The organism is Bacteroides sp. L10-4 (assembly GCF_013373675.1).
Lineage (GTDB): Bacteria > Bacteroidota > Bacteroidia > Bacteroidales > Bacteroidaceae > Bacteroides > Bacteroides muris.
On the sequence record NZ_JABXJH010000030.1, the window covers coordinates 20,898 to 37,753 of the forward strand.

The following is a 16,856-nucleotide window of genomic DNA, read 5'->3' on the forward strand; positions in this document are numbered from 1 at the left end:
ATACCAAAGTTTATTTCAGTATTTGAGGCAGGTTCTCTCTTCCCCAGAAGTAGTAGACGCAGATTCCGATCCAGCTGGTAAGCAGGAGGATAATCGCAACTAATAGTTTCTTCACGCCGTCTACCGGCCACTTCATGATTTCAAGTACGGCTTTGACACACAGAACCACGCCGATAACCCAAATGATAAATCCAATCATAACCTGTGATATTTAGTATTGTTGATTAAAACAAATAGAGACTGCGCCTTATTCAGGAGCAGCCTCTATTCTTTATTTAGTAATCGGAATTACTCTGCAACTTCAGCGCCCCAATTCTCTTTGGAAAGACGCTTGTAGCTGTTGTAACGCCATTTAGCGTTTTCTTCAGCTGCCTTGAACAGCTCGTCGGCTTCCTGCGGATATTGTTTCATTACGGATGCGTAACGAACTTCGCCTTTCAAGAAGTCTTGGAATCCGCTCCAATCCGGTTCCTTGCTATCCAGCGTGAACGGATTCTTGCCTTCGGCTTCCAAAGCCGGGTTGTAGCGCCACAAGTGCCAGTAACCACACTTGACAGCCTTTTCTTCCTCTGCCTGGCTCTTGCCCATACCTGCCTTCAGACCGTGGTTGATACACGGAGCGTAAGCGATGATGAGTGACGGGCCGGGATATGCTTCTGCCTCACGGATAGCCTTCAAGGTTTGAGCCTGGTCGGCACCCATGGCGATTTGAGCAACGTATACATAACCGTAAGTAGTAGCCATCAGACCGAGGTCTTTCTTGCGTACACGCTTGCCGGCAGCGGCAAACTTGGCGATGGCACCTACCGGAGTAGACTTAGAAGACTGTCCGCCCGTGTTGGAGTAAACCTCGGTATCCAGTACGAGGATGTTGACATCCTTACCGCTTGCGATTACATGGTCGAGACCACCGTAACCGATGTCGTAAGAAGCACCGTCACCACCGATAATCCACTGGCTGCGTTTTACCAGGTATTGAGACAAGCTGGCGATGGCCTTGCAGCTGTCGCACTTGTCTTTGGCTGCTTCTACCATCGGAATGATCTTTTCAGCCAGTTCTTTGCTCTTGTCTGCATCGTACATGTTTTCAATCCAAGCCTGGAATACTTCTTTGTATTCGGCCGGAGTTCCTTCTGCTGCGATGGCATCTTCCATAGCCTTCACGATACGTGCACGCATCTTTTCGTTGGCAAGCTCCATACCCAGACCGAATTCGCAGAAGTCCTCGAACAATGAGTTTGCCCAAGCAGGACCGTGACCTTTTTCGTTCCTGGTATAAGGAGTGGAAGGTACTGAACCGGAGTAGATGGAAGAACATCCTGTTGCGTTGGCCACCATTTCGCGGTCACCGAACAACTGGGAAATCAGTTTGACGTACGGAGTTTCACCACAACCGGAGCAAGCGCCTGAGAACTCGAACAAAGGAGTAGCGAACTGAGAGTTCTTCACGTTAGCCTTGATGTCGACCAGGTGTTGTTTACTCTTCACGTTTTCAGTACAGTAAGTCCAGTTGGCAGCTTCCGGCAATTGGCTTTCGAGGTGCTTCATAGTCAGAGCCTTGCCACCCTTCTTCGGGTTACCCGGACAAACATCGGCACAGTTGCCACAACCCAGACAGTCGAGAACGTCTACCTGAATACGGAATGTCATGCCGTCGAATGCCTTACCTACAGCCTTCAGTTGAGTGAAGTCGGCACCCTTCTGCTCTTCGGCATCGAGTACGAACGGACGGATGGCAGCGTGAGGACAAACGTAAGCGCACTTGTTACACTGAATACAGTTTTCAGCATTCCATTCGGGAACGAATGCAGCCACGCCACGTTTTTCGTATTTGGCAGTACCTTGTTCCCAAGTACCGTCTTCGATACCCTTGAATGCAGATACCGGCAACAGGTCACCGTCTTGTGCATTGATAGGACGAACCACTTCGTTGATGAATGCGGGGTCGTTGTTTTCAGCCTTGGCGTCGTCTGCCAGATTGGCCCAAGCAGGATCGACGGCCAGCTGCTTGTATTCACCGCCACGGTCAACGGCTGCATAGTTCTTGTTGACAACATCTTCACCCTTCTTGCCGTAAGACTTAACGATGAATTTCTTCATCTGCTCTACAGCCAAGTCAACCGGAATAACGCCGGTGATACGGAAGAATGCGGACTGCAGGATGGTGTTGGTACGGTTGCCCAAACCGATTTCTTGTGCAATCTGGGTTGCGTTGATATAGTAAACAGTGATATTGTTTTGTGCAAAGTACTTCTTCACCTTGTTAGGCAGGTTCTTGGCCAGTTCTTCGCCTTCCCAGATGGTGTTCAGCAAGAAAGAGCCGTTTTTACGCAAACCGCGGGTTACGTCGTACATGTGCAGGTAAGCCTGAACGTGGCAAGCCACAAAGTTAGGTGTATTTACCAGATATGTAGAGCGGATAGGAGTGTCACCGAAACGCAGGTGCGAGCAGGTGAAACCGCCTGATTTCTTGGAGTCGTAAGAGAAATAAGCCTGACAGTGCTTGTCGGTATTGTCACCGATAATCTTCACGGAGTTCTTGTTGGCACCTACCGTACCGTCAGCACCCAAACCGTAGAATTTGGCTTCGAACATGCCTTCGCCGCCCAATGCGATTTCTTCTTCCTGCGGCAGAGAAGTGAAGGTGACGTCGTCTACGATACCGATAGTGAAGTGGTTCTTCGGCATCGGCATGGCCAGGTTCTTGTAAACGGCGAGGATTTGTGCGGGAGTAGTGTCCTTTGAGCCCAAACCGTAACGGCCGCCTACGATGACCGGAGCATTCTCTGCACCGTAGAAGCAGTCTTTTACGTCGAGGTACAGCGGTTCACCGTTGGCACCCGGTTCTTTCGTACGATCCAGTACGGCAATCTTCTTGGCAGTCTTGGGAACGGCGGCCAGGAAGTGCTTGGCAGAGAACGGACGATACAAGTGAACGGCAACCAAACCTACCTTTTCGCCATTGGCAACGAGGTGGTCGATGGCTTCGCGGGCAGCTTCCGTTACAGAACCCATGGCGATGATGACGCGTTCTGCATCTTCTGCACCATAGTAATCGAACAAACCGTACTTGCGGCCTGTGATTTTGGAAATCTCGTTCATGTATTCCTCAACGATAGCCGGAACAGCTTCGTAGTAATTGTTGCAAGACTCACGGTGTTGGAAGAAGTGGTCGGGGTTTTCGGCCATACCACGGGCAACCGGATTCATCGGGTTCAATGCACGTGCGCGGAATTCAGCCAGAGCTTCCTGGTCGATAAGCGGAGCGAGGTCTTCGTTCTCCAGCATCTCAATCTTCTGGATTTCGTGAGAAGTACGGAAACCGTCGAAGAAGTTCATAAACGGAACACGTGCCTTGATGGTGGACAGGTGGGCAACACCTGCTAGGTCCATGACTTCTTGTACGGAACCTTCGGCCAACATGGCAAAACCTGTCTGGCGTGCAGACATGACGTCTTGGTGGTCGCCGAAGATACACAGTGCATGGCTTGCCAGTGTACGTGCCGATACGTGGAACACGCAAGGCAGGAATTCACCGGCAATCTTGTACATGTTCGGAATCATCAGCAACAGACCCTGTGAAGCTGTGTAGGTGGTAGTCAGCGCACCGGCTTGCAGAGAGCCGTGAACGGCACCGGCAGCACCGCCTTCCGATTGCATTTCCTGTACCAATACTGTTTCGCCGAAGATGTTCTTGCGACCTGCGGCAGCCCATTCGTCTACATATTCAGCCATCGTAGAAGAGGGGGTGATGGGGTAGATGGCAGCTACTTCGGAGAACATATATGAGATATGTGCAGCAGCCTGGTTACCATCACAAGTAATGAATTTCTTCTGTTTAGTCATAACTAAATTGAATTATTTATTTAAGTAAAAAATCTCTCTTTCTTAATACAAGAAGCCGAATAACCAGAGAGGTATTTGGTTACCTCGGCCTATTTCCGCCTTATGCAGTACATAAGTGACTCCCGGATTATTCTTTATCTTTGTCCCTTCCGGACAAATCTTGAAAGGCATCACCTCGTCTACCATGAACGAGATGTTCTTGTCGCCCTTGTTCACCTTGTGGTCTTTCCACATTGTGTTGGCAAAGAAAGTGTTCAGTACGTCCTGCTCTTCCACCTTGACGGGATAGATGGAATACATCAGATTTGAATTGTGCATCATTATCTTCGACGGCTTCTTGGGAAATTCCTCTCCCTTCGGATATACCATATTGATGAGTCGTGCGTCTGCCAGATACTTGATGTAATTCATTACTGTGGCGCGGGATGTCTGTATGTCGTTTGCCAGTTGGCTGACGTTCGGTGCTTTCGGTCCGTCCACAGCCAATAAATATAGCAATTTCTTTATCTTCGAAAGATATTTCAGTTCTATTTGTTTGATTAGAAGGATATCCACTTCCACCATCATGTTCATCGTCTTGAGCAGATTCTCCGAAAAGTTGCGCTTTTCGAGGAAGAAAGGGTAGAAGCCGTGGTGCATATAGTCCTGCATGTAGTCCAGCGGACGTACTTTGGAGAGGATGCCTTTGGCTATTTGTTCGTGGTTGCTCAGGATTTCTTCCAGCGGATAGGCATGGAATTTCATGCCCGTCTGCAGGTTCAGGTATTCGCGGAAGGAGAAGCCGCGCAGGTTGTAGCTTTTCACAATGTCGCGCAACTCCATATTCTCTTCTTTCAGACGCATCACAGAGGAACCGGTGAATACGATTTTCAAGTTTGGGAAACGGTCGTAGCACATGCGTAGCTCCTTGCTCCACTCTGGATATTTGAATACTTGGTCTATCAACAGCACTTTTCCTCCGCGGCGCTGGAACTCGGCGGCAAATTCCACGATGCCATGTCCGGAGAAGTAGAAGTTGTTCATGTTGATGAAAAGGCAGGAACGGTCTGTTCCGAATTTTTCTTTGGCGTATTGTAGCAAGAAGGTGGTCTTACCTACGCCTCTTGTCCCCTTGATACCGATAAGACGGTCGTTCCAGTCTATTTCGTCCATCAGGTCGCGGCGTACGGGAGCATGGGTATGCTCTACGAGATAAGCGTGTGTACGGTAAAATGCTTCCATGCTTTCAATTCGGTTTATCAGGCGGCAAATATACTGCTTTTTTGTGTATTTGCAAAGTAGAGATGGCAAAATATTGTATAACTTTGCACTTTCAAACAAAAAGTGGGTAATTGATTAAATAATTGAAAGAGATGAAACTTTATGTGTTCAATCCTGATGCTGACATGGCATTGGGAAATAACGAAGAAAATTATATGGCGCCCGCTACCATCCGTCGTATGGCTGAAGACCTGGCTTTGCTGCCGATTTGGTATGCCCGGCCGGGTAGTGGCGTGTTGGCTCCTTCCGCCTATAATGCAGATTATCTGAAACAGATGCAACAGTTGTTCCGGTTGGATGTGCAGTTGGTGACGGAGCCGGAGCTACCCGATTATGCTGATATGCAGGTGATGCCTTGGGGATGGAATCCCGCTATCCGTAAGCGGATGCTGAAAGGGGGAGTAGCGGAATCGCTGCTTCCTTCGGCAGCAGACCTTTCCCGTTATCGCCGACTGGCTTCGCGCGCCAATGTCCGTTTGCTCTACGCATGTGGTGGTGAGGCCGGGAATATGTCCTATCTCTGTGGTGGTGAAGGCGTTCTTGTGACGGCAGACGATTTTGCAAACAAGGGGCGGGAGGCTGTGCAGGAGCTGCTGTTGCGTTGGCAGGACTGTGGGTGCATCTGCAAGTCGCTTTGGTCGGGCAGTGGGAAGGGACTTTGCTGGTATCGGCAGGAGGAGATGGAAAAGGTGATAGACTGGTGTTGTCGCGCTTTGCGTACCGATGGGGCTTTCTGGTTGGAACCTATATATAATAAGGTGGAGGATTTTGCAATGGAGTTCTATGCCGATGGCAAGGGAGGTGTCCGTTTTGTAGGCTATTCCCGCTTTGTCACGGATGGCAAAGGGGCCTATCGCGGTAATTTGCTGGCCACGGACATGCAGGTGGAGGAGTGGATTCAGACTTATGTTCCTTTGGAAGCATTCCATCGTCTGCGCGAGTCTGTGCGAAAAGGCCTGGCTGCGCTGGGGACTGATTATACCGGCTTTTTGGGGGTAGACATGATGGTCTGCCGCCAAGAGAAGGGGCATCCGTATGCAGTCAATCCTTGTGTGGAGGTTAATTTGCGGATGAATATGGGGATTGTTGCTCATACGTTCTGCGATAGATTCGTCGCTCCCGGTGGCGAAGGATTTTTCTCTATCGAATACTTTCCCGCTCAAGAGGCTTTGCAGGAGCAGCACGCAAGGGATATGCTGGAACACCCGTTGCGTGTGGAGCAAGGCAGGGTGGTGTCGGGCTATCTGCCGTTGATACCGGTTACGCCGAGAAGCAGGTATCGGGCGTTTGTAAGGGTGGAGTAGTCCTGTATTCATAGTGAGAAAATATGATTATCCGCATTCCTCGCCTCTGATAGGCTGTTTGCATGCTTCATCTTTATCCTTTCACTGCTTCTGTCGGCTTCGTCCTTATAGTGATGTGTCATTGAAAGCCTTTTAATGTCATGTTATAAGCCTTTCAATGCTATATTATAAGGCTTTTAATAGCGTCTTCCCTATGCTCCCTTTCCAACAGACTTATACACGTATCTTGCTTCCTGGTAGCATTGATGTGCCGTAATGTGGAAGACATGAGGGTATATTACGGATAATCATTATAAAAAAACTCTTTTTTCTTCGATTTTTAAATAAGATTCCATACATTTGCCTTCGATTATAAGAGTGAAGTGTTGCTGGTAATCATTTTTATGGGAAAATATTAGCGTTTGCTATTATTCTTTAATCGTAGTTGAAACTTAGGAACTTTCAAATTGCATAATGATTAAGAATAAGATGGCTGACGCCTACGTTTAGCGTAGGTGCATCTTACTTCTTTGATTATGCAAGGTTTCCTAAGACCTCAACTACAGAAGACAGAAAAAGATGCCCTGCGCTTTTTTTGCATCTCTTCTCTCCTTATCCTAAAGACAATAGTTTTTCGTTATACTTTCTCTTCCATTGCCAAAATAATTTTACAATTTTAGTTATTAATTTAAAAGAAATCGTTATGAAAGAGTTTAAAACATTAGTGTTTGCTATTGCATCAATCTGTTTGTTGGGTGCATGTGGAGGGTCAAAGCAAGTAACAACGCCAGGAGGTACGACTAAAGGTACCAAACAAGCCCCATGGGGGACTGAAATAGAGTTGAACGAATGTCAGATTTTGGCTGAACAAAGCCCGGCAACACGTGCCTATGGAGAAGCAACGAATCATCGGTTGTCGTTTGCAAAAGCTTATGCAGAAGGACAAGCAAGAGCTGCATTGGCACGTGCTATCAGTGCCATAATCAAAACTGCAACGAATGAAGCTGATCTTTCATGGGAGAAGTATGCGGGGACAACATCGGAGGGACAAAGTGTCATAGATGAAGGCAGTAAAGGAGAAGGGAAAGCGTTGCAAATAGCAGAGGAAATCGTTGAAAATACTGTAGTGATAAAAACGAATCAGTATATGCAACCCAATCGTCAATATCATATCTTTGTTTGTGTTGAGTATCAGGGGGATGTGACTAAAATGGCGGCTAAAATAGTTGATAAGGTAAAACAGCAAGTCCCGGATGAAGATAGAATAAAGATGGAATATCAATTTCAAAAATTCGAAGAAAAAATAGAAAAGGAATTGGCTAAAAGAAGTAACAAGTAGGCATCGATGAGAGTATTAATATTAACAATTCTGATATTGATTAATTTTCGCAGTTATGGTTTGTATGCCCAGGTAAATATACAGCATATAAAGTCAGATTCTAAATATTGGAGTGCAGAAGGAAATGGTACTACGGTAGAAGAGGCTGATCATGATGCTTTATCTCAAATTATTAGGCAAATATCAGTCAGTGTATCAACGACAATGCAAGAAGAAAATGAGAATAGACTGGTCAATGAGGGAGTTGAATATTCATATTATGCTCAAAAGGGATTTGTCAAATCATCTTCTTTTGCTTCCCTGCAAAACGTGGAAATGATTGTTCTGGAACCGGAACCCAATGCCAAAGTTTTCAGATGGGTTGCCAAAAGTGAGGTTGACCGAATGTTTGAGGAACGGAAGAACAAGATTCTTGATTTTGTAAAAACCGGAAAGATTGCGGAACAAAGATTACAGATAGACGATGCGTTGCGCAACTATTATTGGGCATTGATGCTCGCCAAGGTCAATCGGGATGCTGTCTATGCAGATTTCAATACTGGCGAGGAGGTGAATTGTCTTACTTTCCTGCCGTTGAAGATAAAATCAGTCATATCCCGCGTCAGAGCAAATCTGGAAGAATGTGTCAATAGCGATAACCGCTATTTTGCCAAAATGCGTTTCACCTATGAGAATCGGGATGTGGCAAGCATACAACTACGCTATTTCGATGGGCAGTCTTTCGTTGGTCCTTTAGTTGTAAAAGACGGCATCGGGGAAATGGATTTAGTCTCATTGCCTGCCGATGGAAAGATGAAAATGCGCTATGAATATAGTTTTCGCAAAGAAGCTGAGAATCTTGATGCAGAGTTGAGGGCTATATTTTCAGAAATATCTGCTCCACCGATAGACAATGCTTTGGCAGAAATACCTGTCAAAGTAAATGTGAAGAAAAACACAATGGCTATTGATGAAAAGCGTATGAAAGAAACAGCAGCCTCTGTTGTTGTAGCCGAAGTTCCTGCGGAACCGATACGTACCAAGCAACGGATGGAACTTTCCACAGTTTCCAATAGTGGAGAGCTTGCCAATGTCTTGCAGCAGGTGGAAAATGCCATCAAGCAGGGAACGCCCCAAGCTGCTTATCCGCATTTCACTCCTGAAGGGTATAAGTTGTTTGAGACTTTACTGAGTAAGACAGGAACTGTCTCTTTGGTAGGCGAAAAGCAGAATTATGAATTCATACAAGCCAACGGGCAAGTTCTGGCACGCTTCTGCAAGGTGAAAATCAAATTCAGGAATGGGAAGTCGTTCATGGAAAACTTGGTATTCAGATTTAATGAAGAAAGCAAGAAAATCCAGTCGGTAGCTTTGGCTTTGAGCAAAAAGGCAGAGGAAGACATTTTCAACGCAGCCTCTTCGTGGACGGAAATATCGCGTTTTACCATTCTGCAATTCATGGAAGATTATCAGACTGCTTATTCTTTAAAAAGGCTGGATTATCTTGAAAAGATATTCTCTGATGAAGCGATTATCATAACCGGCACGGTATTGAAAACAGCTTCTTCCAATCAAGTTGAAGGGATGCCAATCGATTTCGGGAATACAGATGTGCGGTTTACTCGACAGAACAAGCAACAATATCTTTCCAATTTGCGGAGACATTTCAATGAGCGGGAATACATTCACCTTACTTTCGAAGACAACCAGACCAAAGTGATAAATGCTCCACGGATACCTCGCGGAACGGCGTTTGCCATACAAATTAACCAATTGTATAATTCACCGATCTATTCTGACCGAGGATATTTGACCCTTATATTGGATGCTTCGAAGGAGCTTCCTGTCATCCATGTCAGGCTGTGGCAACCGGAGAAATCCAACATGCTGACATTGGATGAATTCATGAATAAATTTGAGTTTTAATGTTTTAATCTTTATAAATTATGAAAAGGATTTTGTTGGCTATTTTTGTAATAATGTTGTCATGCTTGGTTTACGGTCAAGACAAGCCTCAATTACAACTACACTCCTTCAGAATTGTGAAATCGGCAGGCGGCATGGCAAATTTGGGAACCTTGTTCCAGAACGGGTGGCCGAAAGATTCCAACGGTGAAGAAGATTGCGCATGGGTACGTGTGAGATTTGAGAATATGACGATGGCAGATGCAGCCAACGTAAAATTCAGTTTCGGAAACAGTGCCCCGATTGAAGATATCAAAGACAAACTGAAAGAAGCGGAACACGAGATATGGCTTTTTGTTACCCCCACAGAGAATGCGTATATGGAAGCCGGGCTCGATAAGTATGGGATGAGCAACCGCTTGTCTAATATAAAGTTGGAACCTAAACAAGCATACGACGTTGTGCTGAGGAATGACAAAACGATGTCAATCAACATTATAACAAAACCTGAGGGTGCCATAGCTTCGTTGGAAACCGGTCAAAAAGAAAATACTCCGGCTACCATTACTGGCGTTTCGCTTGGAAAGCATACTCTTACAATCAGTCATAATGGGAAAACACTGAAAAAAGAGGAGATAGAAGTGACGGAAGAAAATGTACGTTTTGAGTATGACCTCAGAGAAAGAAAAATGGTGGAATTCATAAGCGATCCCACCGGAGCGGTGCTATTCATTAATGGTGAAGAAAAAGGGAAAACTCCGTTGACAATAGAGTTGCCTTACGATTCTTATAATGTGGAAGCCAGGCTCAGCCTTCAAGAGACGGATTCAAAGGCATTTACCGTAAGCGGACTTTCTGAAACTAAAATCAAACTGGAGCCTATCAAGAAAAAGACATTTGAAGCTTTCGCAACCTACAACGGGAAAAAAGTGGATGCGGATCTTTATATCGACGGAAAACAAGAGGGAACCCGGCAGGCTTCTTACACATTGACCAAGCCCATTGGGAAAAGCTACGATATGAACATGATTTACTATGGAAATAGTAAAAAGCGGAAGATAAGGATAACCAAAGACATGGATGTGGAACAAGAATTCAAGATTTCCGCACGCAATTCTTTTGTATGGCCTTGGCAACGCGAATATGATGTTTGCCCGGTGGGATTCTCGATGGGATACGTGTCAAAGCAATTGGTGACCAGAGGGGAAGGGGAGAAACTGAAAGAAAATGGAGTTTGGGATGATGGGGAAGGAAAGTCACTACATGGCATGCAGCTTGGGTTGCATTTCCAGCCATGTTTTTCTTTCGGACTCGGGTTTTATTCTGGAGTATTCTATGAATTGTATATGTCGTGGAACGATGACTATGATTACAATCAATTTATGGAGCATTGTATCTATGTTCCGTTGCATGCTTATTACAGATTGCCTTTTGCAAATAAAGTGGCATTATCGGTACATGGCGGTTTAGGCTTCAACTACAGTGTGTATGGTGCTTACACTGACGATGAAGATAATCTTGAAGATTTTACTGATTTTTATGGAGAAGAAGCTTTCCCAAAACGTTTCAATATGGCTGCTGAAATAGGGCTTGGCTTCCGGGTTGGACTGGTGCAGATCAATGCACAATATGCCAAAGGTATCACCAACCATAAATCTTATGAGTCATTAGGTGATTATAAAACGAAGCAGAATAAGCTTTCTTTAAGTGTATCTTATGTATTTGGCAGTAATTAACAGCTTGGTGTTATGGTAAATAAAATTATTTATTTAGTACTTTTTTGTGTCTTGATGCCTTTGGGCATCAAGGCACAAAATACGTTCGAGGAATTCAAGAAGAAACTTGAAGGTGACTACGCTTCATTCAGGGATACACGGAACAAAGAGTTTGAAGACTTCAGGAACAAGATTAATGAAGAATACGCTTCATTGCTAAAAAAGACATGGAAGGAATTTAATGCTTTCCAGGGCATACCTGTGCCTGATGAAGACAAACCTGTCCCACCGGTGGTTTATCCCGACGAAGACAAGGATAAGCCAATAAAAGACACTCCGAAACCTTTTGATGAAATAATTCCGATTGTTAAGCCGGAGCCTCAACCTGAACCGGTTGTACCTATTGAGGAAACTCCGAAACCGCCGGTTGAATCATACTACGCTTTTAAGTTCTTCAACACTTCGCTGAAAGTACGGTTGGAAGACAAGCATCGTTTCACTTTGCGCAGTTGTAATGAAAATGAGATAGCGACAATTTGGAACAAACTGTCAGGTACGGCTTATAACAATGTTATAAATGATTGCCTTGGAATACGTTCCCAAAACAGGTTATGCGATTGGGCTTATCTGTTGATGCTGCGCGATTTGTCCTATAGTTTCTTTAAATCGGGTTCCAATGAAGCCGTTTTGTTCACTGCTTTCCTTTATTGCCAGTCGGGATATAAGATGCGGTTGGCAAGTGCTGGAAACCGGCTGTATTTATTGTATGCAAGTAACCATGAGATATATGATAAAAATTATTGGAGAATTGATGGAGAAAGCTTTTATCCATTGGATTGTGACCAAAAACAATTGCGTATATGTCAGGTCGCTTTCCCGAAAGAAACTCCGCTCTCATTGCAGATTCCAACAGAACCGCTATTGGCCGTACGAATTTCGGCTCAACGCTCCCTGCAATCCAAGCGTTACCCTGAAATGATAGTTACAGTAAATACTAATGAAAATCTGGTGAAATTCTTTGATACCTATCCCACGTCAATGATAAACGAAGATTTCGGAACTCGGTGGGCTATGTATGCAAACACGCCGTTAAGTAAGCAGGCTAAAAACTCTTTGTATCCCAGTCTGAAAAAAGCAATAGCAGGAAAGACGCAGTCAGAAGCTGTAAATCGGATACTTAACTTTGTACAAACGGCATTTGTCTATGAATATGACGACAAAGTATGGGGTGGAGACAGAGCATTCTTTGCCGACGAGACTCTTTATTATCCCTATTGTGATTGTGAGGATCGGTCTATACTATTTTCGCGATTGGTGCGCGATTTGTTAGGACTGGAAGTCGTACTGATTTATTATCCGGGGCATTTGGCTACCGCTGTACAATTTACAGAGAATATAACCGGTGATTACGTCGCAATGAACGGTAAACGTTACGTTATATGCGACCCTACCTATATTGGTGCACCTGTGGGTGCTACAATGCCTAAAATGGATAACGCCAAAGCAAAAATAATATTGCTGGAATAATCTTTGTGAAACGTTTTATTAATCCACATATCATGGCAATGGACGATTCTGTTAATATAGAACGTTTTCTTAGATGAACCGGTAGAGAGTACTTTCTTTTTACCGATTTCCCGACTGGCACGCCTCACTCTCATTTCCGCAGCGGTCTATCGCTGTCACGGCAAAGTACTTCCGTGCCATCCAAGGACGGATGGGGGCATAGGTGTATTCCGTGCCTTGCACTCGTTGTGCCAGGATATTCTCCGGATTGGAGGTATCTACGGGATAGGTGTCCGAACCGTAGACTACATACATCGGGGCATTCCGCTTGTCATTGTCCGTGGCGGGTTGCCAGCTTAGTTTCCAATAGCCGTTTTCCGGTGCTGTTACTGTGAGTCCGGCGGGAGGTGTAGGGGCTACATTGTCTATCCACGGCATGGCGGGATGCAGGGCAGGGGCGGTATAGAAGTCTTCTTCCAGCGCACCATAAAGCCCTTGCGTGTTGTCCATCAGATACTTCACCCGATAGTGCGCCTCGCCTGCCAGACCTTGTGCACGGATAAAGTACATCTGCCGCTCAATCTCGTCCAGCGTCCAGTTCCCCTCACCGGGGTCGAGGAAGTAGATGCCCAGACCGGGGATGATTTGGCGTCCGTTGCTTTGTTCCTGCCAGTCGAGGGCAAAAGGGTAGAAGTGGTTGCCACGGAAATAGAGCATCGGATAAATCTGGTCCTGGATACCCTCGCCCAGCCAACCCTGCACGTCCTGATAGACGGTGTGGAAGGCATTCCAGCCACGCGACGGATAGCGGGAAGTGTCTTTGTATTTTCCTACCGGGCAGGTGCTGACCTTTACCCAGGGTTTCATTGCTTTTACACCTTTATATATATAGCGCATTATTTCCGTCAGGTTATCCCGGCGCCATTGGGCAAGGCTGCGTCCTTTGCTATACTTGCGGTAGTCGTAGCTGTCGGGAAAGCGGGGGGCGTTTTCCGGATAGCGCAGGTAGTCGAAGTGCACACCGTCTATATCATAGCGTTCCACCACTTCGCGGACAAGGCTCATCAGATATTCCTTGGTTTGCGGGTGTCCGGGGTTCAGGAAGTACTCGCGTTTGTAGGGCACGCAGATAGCGCGTTTCTTCTTGGTGACCGATTCTTTGCCAAGGGCAGCCACATGCTTGCTGTTGCCCAACGGAATCGTTACCATCCAGGCATGGCATTCCATGCCGCGCTTGTGGCATTCGGCTACGGCAAAAGCCAGCGGGTCGTAACCGGGGTCTCCGCCCACCTTTCCGGTTAGTATGGAGTTGTAGGGCTCGATGGATGATTTATAGAGGACATCTCCCCGTGTACGGGTCTGGAACAATACGGTGTTGAAATTGGCAGCTTTCAGTCTGTCCAGTATTTCAGTCAGTTCGGCTTTCTGCTTGCGGATGCCTTCGGGCGAAGTGGCACGCGTCTGAGGCCAGTCCAGTCCATAAACGGCGGTTATCCAGGCGGCGCGCACTTCATGTTTGCGCGGTTGTGCGGCAAGCGGCAGCAAGACGGCTATATACAGTAAGATAAAAAATGCCCGTTTCATAAGTTGCGTGTGATGGGCAGACTTGGTACGGAGCGGATACGAAGATATCATGAAGCTCGGATGGAGGATAGGAAAGTACATAATTTCTTATTTAGTATACATTTTCTCGGCGAAGATAAGCAAAACACCCGATTATTTTGTGCTGTTTACTTGGAAACAGTTACATTTGCGAAATTAAAAACATGAACATGCCATGATTACATTTACGCTTTGCCTGCTGGCGTTGATAGCCGGCTATTTTCTCTACGGACGCTTTATGGAACGCGTCTTTGGTCCCGACAACCGCAAAACACCTGCCCTTACAAGAGCCGATGGTGTGGATTACATTCCGCTGCCTATCTGGAAGATTTTCATGATACAGTTTCTCAATATAGCCGGACTGGGACCTATCTTCGGTGCCATCATGGGAGCCAAGTTCGGCACGGCATCCTATCTGTGGATTGTACTTGGCAGTATCTTTGCCGGTGCCGTGCACGATTATCTTGCCGGTATGCTTTCACTGCGTCATGGAGGAGAGAGCCTTCCTGAAATCATCGGACGTTATTTGGGGTTGACCACTAAGCAGGTGATGCGTGGCTTTACTGTTATCCTGATGATATTGGTAGGGGCGGTATTCGTGGCAGGCCCTGCCGGACTGCTTGCCAAGCTGACTCCCGAAAGTCTGGACACCGCTTTCTGGATTATTGTAGTATTTGCTTATTATATTCTTGCTACATTGTTGCCGGTAGATAAAATTATCGGCAAGATATATCCGTTGTTTGCCATAGCCTTGCTGTTTATGGCTGTCGGTATTCTGGTAATGCTTTACGTCAACCATCCCGCATTGCCGGAGATATGGGACGGATTGCAGAACACGCATCCCGATGCTGCCCTGTTGCCTATCTTCCCTATTATGTTTGTCAGTATAGCTTGTGGTGCAATCAGTGGTTTTCATGCCACTCAAAGTCCTCTCATGGCACGCTGCATGACAAGTGAACATTACGGACGCCCCGTTTTCTACGGAGCCATGATAACCGAAGGCATTGTAGCTTTGATTTGGGCCGCTGCCGCCACTTGCTTTTTCCATCAGAATGGTATGGAAGAGACGAATGCCTCCATTATTGTAGATGCCATTACAAAAGACTGGCTGGGCATCGTAGGCGGAGTGTTGGCTATTCTGGGTGTCATTGCCGCTCCTATTACCAGTGGTGATACGGCTTTCCGCTCGGCACGTCTCATCGTGGCCGACTTCTTGGGAATGGAGCAGAAATCCATACGTCATCGTTTGTATATTTGCATACCGATGTTTCTGGCGTCCATCGGGCTGTTGCTCTATAGCTTGCGCGACAAGGATGGCTTTGATATGATTTGGCGCTATTTTGCCTGGGCCAACCAGACTTTGTCTGTTTTTACCTTGTGGGCAATTACCGTTTATCTGGTGCGCGAGAAGAAAGGGCATTGTTATTACGTAACCTATTTTCCGGCATTGTTCATGACAGCCGTGTGTGGCTCTTACATCTGCATTGCTCCCGAAGGCTTCGGGCTCGGTCCCGATAGTGCACTGAGCATAGCCTTGATAACTGCTGCACTGGCTGCTCTTTGGTTTAATATCTGGTATTTCAAGACAACTAAAAAACTTTGGAAATGAAGAGAATAAGGAAATCTACCGGGCTTACGCTGGCCCTGCTTATTTACGTTTCTGCTACTGCCGCCTATTTTCTTCCCCGTAATACGGAAATCAGTAATACGGAGAAGTATGTTACTGTAGCTGCTTCGTACCTCATTGTATTTGTGTTGTGGCTGGTACTTCGCAAGAAGGAGGCACTGCAACGCAAACGATTCGAAGAAGACAATAAACAACATTGATTATTCACTTAAAAAACAGAACAAGATGAAGAAACTGGCATTATTCGTTTGCTTGCTTGTTGTCACAGTGGCAGCTCAGGCACAGTTTGAAAAGGGTAAGTGGATTTTGAATCCATCCATCACAGGGTTAGAACTCTCTCATGACACGGGAACCGACAAGACAAGTTTTGGGCTTGAGGCTAAGGGAGGTGCTTTCCTACTCGACAACATCGCCTTGCTGGTGCATGCAGGAGTTGCTTGGAACACCGGAGGATCTGACCTCGATGTCTATACGCTGGGTGTAGGCGGACGTTATTATTTCGACAAGATTGGCGTGTATCTGGGTGCCGATGTCAATGTAGACCGTTGGGATTGGGGACACGATTTGGATGATACCAAGTTCTCTTTCGGTCTGGAAGCCGGTTATGCGTTTTTCCTGACACGTACGGTAACCATTGAGCCTGCCGCTTACTGGAACATTAATGACGACCGTTCTAAATTCGGTTTGAAAGTAGGTTTCGGGTTCTATTTCTAATCTCATTTTGCTACTACTACAGAGCTTGTTTTTGCAAAACATCTGTCATGCTATCACGCGGAGGGGTATATTCTATTGAT

At 46.1% G+C, this 16,856-nt stretch carries 12 protein-coding genes; 8 read left to right on the top strand and 4 right to left on the bottom strand.

The annotated features are described in order from the left end of the window. Positions 1-10: 10 nt before the first annotated feature. From HU824_RS10940 to HU824_RS10950, 3 genes are all read right to left on the bottom strand, one after another. Positions 11-199: a hypothetical protein gene (locus HU824_RS10940; protein WP_016273175.1), complete on the bottom strand. Its 189-nt coding sequence runs from the start codon at positions 197-199 to the stop codon at positions 11-13. Between the two features lie 89 nt (positions 200-288). Beyond that, positions 289-3,846, bottom strand: coding sequence for a pyruvate:ferredoxin (flavodoxin) oxidoreductase (nifJ, locus tag HU824_RS10945; protein WP_176468853.1), 3,558 nt, complete (start codon positions 3,844-3,846; stop codon positions 289-291). A 42-nt stretch (positions 3,847-3,888) separates the two neighbouring features. After that, positions 3,889-5,067: an ATP-binding protein gene (locus tag HU824_RS10950; protein WP_176468854.1), complete on the bottom strand. Its 1,179-nt coding sequence runs from the start codon at positions 5,065-5,067 to the stop codon at positions 3,889-3,891. 131 nt (positions 5,068-5,198) lie between these two features. Between HU824_RS10950 and HU824_RS10955 the strand changes: the two genes are divergently transcribed. The 5 genes from HU824_RS10955 to HU824_RS10975 all read left to right on the top strand — a co-directional run bounded on the left by HU824_RS10955 (position 5,199) and on the right by HU824_RS10975 (position 12,854). Continuing rightward, complete coding sequence (locus tag HU824_RS10955) at positions 5,199-6,410, top strand: hypothetical protein (protein WP_176468855.1); 1,212 nt, start codon at positions 5,199-5,201, stop codon at positions 6,408-6,410. Between the two features lie 682 nt (positions 6,411-7,092). Then, entirely contained in the window at positions 7,093-7,728 is a 636-nt protein-coding gene (locus HU824_RS10960) for a hypothetical protein (RefSeq protein ID WP_136010925.1), read from the top strand. A gap of 204 nt (positions 7,729-7,932) precedes the next feature. Continuing rightward, on the top strand, positions 7,933-9,633 hold the full coding sequence (locus HU824_RS10965) for a hypothetical protein (RefSeq protein WP_176468856.1): 1,701 nt from the start codon (positions 7,933-7,935) through the stop codon (positions 9,631-9,633). Between the two features lie 20 nt (positions 9,634-9,653). After that, positions 9,654-11,348, top strand: coding sequence for a PEGA domain-containing protein (locus tag HU824_RS10970; RefSeq protein WP_176468857.1), 1,695 nt, complete (start codon positions 9,654-9,656; stop codon positions 11,346-11,348). Between the two features lie 12 nt (positions 11,349-11,360). Then, positions 11,361-12,854, top strand: a complete 1,494-nt coding sequence (locus HU824_RS10975; RefSeq protein ID WP_176468858.1) for a hypothetical protein — start codon at positions 11,361-11,363, stop codon at positions 12,852-12,854. Between the two features lie 99 nt (positions 12,855-12,953). Here the strand turns inward: HU824_RS10975 and HU824_RS10980 are convergent, their stop codons facing one another. Beyond that, positions 12,954-14,417 (bottom strand): glycoside hydrolase family 10 protein, encoded by a 1,464-nt coding sequence (locus HU824_RS10980; RefSeq protein WP_176468859.1) that lies wholly within the window; start codon positions 14,415-14,417, stop codon positions 12,954-12,956. Between the two features lie 193 nt (positions 14,418-14,610). On the opposite strand from HU824_RS10980, the gene HU824_RS10985 reads away from it, so the two are divergent. Genes HU824_RS10985 through HU824_RS10995 form a run of 3 tightly spaced genes read left to right on the top strand, consistent with a single transcriptional unit; the run spans position 14,611 to position 16,776 of the window. Continuing rightward, entirely contained in the window at positions 14,611-16,044 is a 1,434-nt protein-coding gene (locus HU824_RS10985; RefSeq protein ID WP_176468860.1) for a carbon starvation protein A, read from the top strand. Further along, positions 16,041-16,262 carry a hypothetical protein gene (locus HU824_RS10990; RefSeq protein WP_176468861.1) on the top strand — a complete coding sequence of 74 codons (222 nt, stop codon included), beginning with the start codon at positions 16,041-16,043 and terminating at the stop codon, positions 16,260-16,262. The genes HU824_RS10985 and HU824_RS10990 overlap by 4 nt, the downstream gene beginning before the upstream one ends. 25 nt (positions 16,263-16,287) lie before the next feature. Further along, entirely contained in the window at positions 16,288-16,776 is a 489-nt protein-coding gene (locus tag HU824_RS10995; protein WP_136010918.1) for an outer membrane beta-barrel protein, read from the top strand. The last annotated feature ends 80 nt before the right edge of the window (positions 16,777-16,856 follow it).

Coding starts and splice junctions, on each gene's coding strand:
- HU824_RS10940 (WP_016273175.1), bottom strand. CDS start 199: ATGATTGGATTTATCATTTGGGTTATCGGCGTGGTTCTGTGTGTCAAA.
- nifJ (WP_176468853.1), bottom strand. CDS start 3,846: ATGACTAAACAGAAGAAATTCATTACTTGTGATGGTAACCAGGCTGCT.
- HU824_RS10950 (WP_176468854.1), bottom strand. CDS start 5,067: ATGGAAGCATTTTACCGTACACACGCTTATCTCGTAGAGCATACCCAT.
- HU824_RS10955 (WP_176468855.1), top strand. CDS start 5,199: ATGAAACTTTATGTGTTCAATCCTGATGCTGACATGGCATTGGGAAAT.
- HU824_RS10960 (WP_136010925.1), top strand. CDS start 7,093: ATGAAAGAGTTTAAAACATTAGTGTTTGCTATTGCATCAATCTGTTTG.
- HU824_RS10965 (WP_176468856.1), top strand. CDS start 7,933: ATGCAAGAAGAAAATGAGAATAGACTGGTCAATGAGGGAGTTGAATAT.
- HU824_RS10970 (WP_176468857.1), top strand. CDS start 9,654: ATGAAAAGGATTTTGTTGGCTATTTTTGTAATAATGTTGTCATGCTTG.
- HU824_RS10975 (WP_176468858.1), top strand. CDS start 11,361: ATGGTAAATAAAATTATTTATTTAGTACTTTTTTGTGTCTTGATGCCT.
- HU824_RS10980 (WP_176468859.1), bottom strand. CDS start 14,417: ATGAAACGGGCATTTTTTATCTTACTGTATATAGCCGTCTTGCTGCCG.
- HU824_RS10985 (WP_176468860.1), top strand. CDS start 14,611: ATGATTACATTTACGCTTTGCCTGCTGGCGTTGATAGCCGGCTATTTT.
- HU824_RS10990 (WP_176468861.1), top strand. CDS start 16,041: ATGAAGAGAATAAGGAAATCTACCGGGCTTACGCTGGCCCTGCTTATT.
- HU824_RS10995 (WP_136010918.1), top strand. CDS start 16,288: ATGAAGAAACTGGCATTATTCGTTTGCTTGCTTGTTGTCACAGTGGCA.